Below are 4,035 nucleotides of genomic sequence, written 5' to 3'. Positions count from 1 at the left end.
GAAATGCAGAATCTGGCGGAGCTTGCGCCGATCAACCTGACGGCAAAAGTGCTGGATGCCCGTTCGCTGCCGGAGACGCTCGCAGCCAAGTCCGGCAAACAGGTGGAACTGACTGAAGACGGCGAACGCATATTATACCGGGCCTCGGCTTTGCCATCGCTGAGTGCCAGCGAGAAGCCGACCTTGCTGCTGCGGCATTCGCTCAGCGAAGCGTTGCTCGCCTATCGTCCAATAACCTATATATTGACGGCCTTGGCGCTGTTTGGCCTGGCGATAATCGTGTCGGCGGGATGGTTGCTGGCCAAGGGCATCACCCGCCCGATTGCCCGGCTGGAAGAGGCCGCGCGCCAGATCAGTATCGGCGAAAGACACAAGGTTATCGTCAATTCAACCGATGAAATTGGCCGCCTCGGCGATAGTTTCAACGAAATGGTCGACGCCATTGTCGAGCGGGAAGACAGGATCTCCCATATCGCCTTGCACGATGCACTGACCGAACTGCCCAACCGGAAATATTTCCGCGATCAGCTCGATATCTCGCTGAAGCGCGCTGGTAACGGTGATCTGATCGCTGTTTTCTACCTCGACCTCGACAATTTCAAATCGGTCAATGATACGCTCGGTCACCCGGTCGGCGATGCCTTGCTGAAACAAGTTACGAAGCGGATGGCATCGGTGCTAGACGGGCATCTTGTCGCCAGGCTTGGCGGGGATGAATTTGCGGTACTGGTCGACAATGTCGACAATGTCGATGCGATTACGATGATCGCGGAACAGCTCGAGAAGTCGTTCGCAGAAAGCTTTCAGGTCGAGGGCCATATCATGCCGACGACGACCAGCATCGGCATAGCGGTTGCGCCCCATGACGGCCGGAAGTCAGATATGCTGATGAAGAATGCCGACCTCGCCCTGTACCGGGCGAAGCGGGAAGGCAAAGGGCAATATCATTATTTCGAACAGGAAATGGACGAACTGGCCCGCAAGCGACGGGAAACCGAAATCGATCTGAAACTGGCGATCGAGCAGGGTCAGTTCGAACTCTATTATCAGCCCCTGTTCAATACCCAGAAACAAAGAATCAACGGTTTCGAGGCGCTGATCCGGTGGCACCATCCCGAACGTGGTTTCATACAGCCGGTGGATTTCATTCCTCTGGCCGAGGAAACGGGTCTCATTGTCCAGATTGGCGAATGGGTGATCAAGGAAGCCTGCCGGCAGGCGGCGAACTGGCCGGAGCACATCCGGGTTGCGGTGAATATTTCCCCGGTCCAATTCCGCACCAAGGGTCTGCATGCCATATTGATCCAGGCGCTGACCCAGTCCGGACTGTCACCGCAACGGCTCGAGTTGGAAATCACTGAATCGTTGCTGATCGACAATGTCGAAGAGACCTTGAAATCGCTGTACAGTCTTCGCGCAATGGGCATCCGGGTTGCCTTGGATGATTTCGGGACCGGCTATTCGTCGCTGAGCTATTTGCGCAGCTTTCCGTTCGACAAGATCAAGATCGACCGGAGCTTCGTTGTCGATATCCTGTCCGACAAGGGCAGCGCCGCCATCGTTCAGGCGATCACCGGACTTGCTGCTGCACTGGGCATGGAGACGCTTGCCGAAGGCGTAGAACTGGATGAACAGGTAGAGATACTGCACCAGAACGGTTGCGACAATATTCAGGGCTTTCTGCTCAGTCGACCGGTTCCGATCACGGCCGTGAACGCATTGATCAAAAGCCTGTCGGGCGAACGGAACAACCGCAAAGTCGCGTAGAAACGTCGTTTTGGCCTTTTCCTAGTGAGAGCCCTTTGGCTCAATAAGTTTCCTGCACTATAATAAAGACGGATCGGCCAACCTTAGCAGGCCCTTTCGATGTTAAGGCGTGACATGCCGAACACCGGAGGAAAGCGATCTTGCCCCGGTCGACTGCGGCGGCTTGGGCCAATTCCGCTGGCCGTTTGACCTGCCCTTCCGTTTCTTTAACGGTGCAGCTGGTTTGGCTTGTGCTTCACATGGACCGACAAGCAGCCTGAGGCTTCCAGAGCCATGTCCAGCGTCTCCGTGACATCTTCGGCACACATCGTACTGCACAGCTTCCAGCTGATAATATAACGCAAGTTTCTGAAAAAACGCTCGACTTGACCGTGCTGAGCAAGATAGTCTGTCGAATAATGAAGAGCCATAATTACTAGAATTGATCCGGTTAGCGGTTAGCGAACGCCGAAATTGATATACTTAGTGCTAATGGAATTATTGCGACTTTCTGATGATCGTTGGTCGCCTTCTCCGGGAATCTAACAACCAAGTTTGGTAAATTGAATCGCATATTAAGGTTCGGTTTTAGGTGAAGATATGAGTAAAATTCTGGATGAATTGTTGAAAGGTGGACCTCACCACAAAGCCGATAAAATAGACGGCGGAGCCAGTGTCAGACCCGTTAGCGGGAGCGAATCAGACCTGATTGCTTTTCAACCTATTGCAGAGCGCATTATTCGCAACGCCGGCGATGGATTTTCGATTTACAAAGAACTGCGGTCCAGCGACCATGCGGTGGATTATTATCTCGTCATTCTGCTAACAATTGAGAATGATGCAAAATGATGACCGTCAATATGAACCAGACAACGGAAGATGATCTGCCTCATAAAATTGAGGCTAACGAGAACCAATCTGGCATCTCGACAACTGGTCATAACGATGACGTGTGCGCTGTGCTTCAGGCTTTTGCTAATCAGCTTAAAAAAAATGGCAACGACGGGGACAATATCTGGAAAACAGCAGAACTTTTAGGTCAAGCTGAAGATGCTGCCAACTTGGTTCTTATCAAATCCAACTTGAACGAATTCGCGATTTAAGTTGGGCCGATTTCAACAGTTGCGCGGGAGAATGAAGGCGCTCGGTCATACCAACCAAGCCCTTATACTTTTCAAGAAACTCGACGACATGAAGAAAGGGACGGTCACTCTGAATGCGATTGATCTCGCTGATCTGGAAAGCAGAGAGTAAGATATTGATGCGTTGGCTGCATCATGCCGCTCAGTTGGTAGCGGAGGAGGGACATATTTGCCGCTCGGATGAGGGCAAGTTCAACAGAAATCGCGACTACTCAGCAAAAATGGCCCCACGGCAATGGGATATTTTCTCAGGTCGATTGCCAAAGAAAAAACACAACCAAGAGATTAAACTTTGTGTCCTAGGAGTTGTTATGCCGAACGCTTCGGTTTTGATAGTGACATTGGCATGTCGGATGCAAAACACCCACCAGAAGGCTCAGAAGCTCATAATCTAAGTTCGTATCAGGTGATTTCGTCCGGGAAGCCGTTGAGAGAAATGGAGGGGCGCTATCAAGATGACGTAGCGATCCTTCAGGCTACAATCAGTGGTCGATCGGTCCTTGCGATCAGTACGACAGGATTGTTGGTTTGTTGGACAACCGAGCCGGTGCCAGAGCGATTGCAAACAATAATGCTGATTTCGGGCAAAGTCTTCAATTGGAAGAAATACCAACATTATCTGGCGGGCCTTATCGAGACAGACCTGATAGCGACCCACAAGGGAGTACCTCTGCTGTTTGGCCCTCACTATGATATTCTAAAGGGTGAATATCCTGATGACCAAGTGAGCATAGCGATAGGATTTCCTGCTGAAGCCGATGCGGTCGGCTTCTGGACAAGTGATACCTATCTAAAAATACGTAAAAGAAGAGAGGGTGCAGCCGATCTCAACGTAGCATTATGGTCCCACTCCAATGATCGAGTGTTACCAAGAGTTGAGAGCAAAAAATCTTGAAAGCCTACTTCGTAATCGTTGCGGTCACACCAGACCGCGAAGCGGTAATGCCTTACGTCAAGAAAACGGCGGAACTTACCGAACGCATGGGTGGTCGCTACATCATGCGAACGGGTGGTGCCGACTTATTGGAGGGCAAGTTTGGCGATGGCGGCGGCGTCCTTATTGTTGAATGGCCTGACAAGCAGACGGCGCTCAAATTCTGGAACTGCGCTGAATATGCGAAACTGAAAAAGTTGCGAGCGGACCTTA

5 protein-coding genes are annotated in these 4,035 nt (G+C 51.4%); all 5 read left to right on the top strand.

The genetic code is table 11. From position 1 onward, the window contains the following. Positions 1 to 1,767: putative bifunctional diguanylate cyclase/phosphodiesterase (locus ACEW8J_RS12490; protein WP_373491975.1), on the top strand; the 1,767-nt coding region annotated here is incomplete at its 5' end. Between the two features lie 579 nt (positions 1,768 to 2,346). Then, a complete protein-coding gene (locus tag ACEW8J_RS12485; RefSeq protein WP_373491974.1) occupies positions 2,347 to 2,595 on the top strand; it encodes a hypothetical protein in 249 nt (82 codons plus the stop codon). Further along, a complete protein-coding gene (locus ACEW8J_RS12480) occupies positions 2,592 to 2,849 on the top strand; it encodes a hypothetical protein (RefSeq protein WP_373491973.1) in 258 nt (85 codons plus the stop codon). Before ACEW8J_RS12485 ends, ACEW8J_RS12480 begins: the two co-directional genes overlap by 4 nt. Positions 2,850 to 3,234: 385 nt before the next feature. Further along, a complete protein-coding gene (locus ACEW8J_RS12475) occupies positions 3,235 to 3,783 on the top strand; it encodes a DUF1330 domain-containing protein (RefSeq protein WP_373491972.1) in 549 nt (182 codons plus the stop codon). Next, the coding region (locus ACEW8J_RS12470) for a DUF1330 domain-containing protein (protein WP_373491971.1) at positions 3,780 to 4,035 on the top strand (256 nt) is incomplete at its 3' end. The genes ACEW8J_RS12475 and ACEW8J_RS12470, both read left to right, overlap by 4 nt.

Origin of the sequence: Parasphingorhabdus sp., assembly GCF_041748495.1 — a bacterium.
Classification (GTDB): domain Bacteria; phylum Pseudomonadota; class Alphaproteobacteria; order Sphingomonadales; family Sphingomonadaceae; genus Parasphingorhabdus.
Note: the sequence above shows the minus strand (reverse complement) of the source record. Positions and strands in the feature narration are given on the sequence as shown.

Coding starts and splice junctions, on each gene's coding strand:
- ACEW8J_RS12485 (WP_373491974.1), top strand. CDS start 2,347: ATGAGTAAAATTCTGGATGAATTGTTGAAAGGTGGACCTCACCACAAA.
- ACEW8J_RS12475 (WP_373491972.1), top strand. CDS start 3,235: ATGTCGGATGCAAAACACCCACCAGAAGGCTCAGAAGCTCATAATCTA.
- ACEW8J_RS12480 (WP_373491973.1), top strand. CDS start 2,592: ATGATGACCGTCAATATGAACCAGACAACGGAAGATGATCTGCCTCAT.